The sequence below is a fragment of the Halorubrum sp. SP9 genome, from assembly GCF_005435015.1.
Taxonomy (GTDB): domain Archaea; phylum Halobacteriota; class Halobacteria; order Halobacteriales; family Haloferacaceae; genus Halorubrum; species Halorubrum sodomense.
Window position 1 is genome coordinate 1 of record NZ_SGXU01000320.1, and the last position, 502, is coordinate 502.

Consider the following 502-nt stretch of genomic DNA (forward strand, 5'->3'; position numbering starts at 1 on the left):
CGGACAGAGACGAAAGCCACTCTCCGGTGAGACGGGAAAAACTCGGTCAGTCCGGACTATTCCAGCTTCATTGTTCCGCAGGGTGGCTACCGTGGCACGGTCAAAACGCCGCCCAGTTCGTCGGTTCCGGCTTTCGGACCCGCAGCTCTTGATCTCCATCGTCGGTACGCCGCGTCTCGATCACGTCGTCGAACAGCGGAACGAACTGCTCGACGGTCGAGGCGTCATGTACGCTGGGGTCAATTGTCACGAACACCGGCCAGCCCGTGCCGACCGACTTCTGTACGAGAATATTAACGAACTGGAATACGTCCGAAGGTGACGTGTACACTAACAGTGGCGAGAGATTCGTGAGCCCGACCGAGAGCTGATCTGTCCTGCGTTGTTCGAGAATGTCGGAGAATTTCATCCCGATAGACGTGAGATTCTCTGGGCCTTGGGCGTACTTTGTCGACGCCGTGTCATCCGGTGGTTGTTCAAAAGTATTTGTGACACAGTCGAC

Annotated in this window: 1 protein-coding gene; it reads right to left on the minus strand. The window is 56.4% G+C overall.

Translation table 11 applies throughout. The annotated features are described in order from the left end of the window. Positions 1 to 100: 100 nt before the first annotated feature. Positions 101 to 502, minus strand: a 402-nt coding sequence (locus tag EXE45_RS17720; protein ID WP_206750510.1) for a hypothetical protein, incomplete at its 5' end; no start/stop codon positions are given.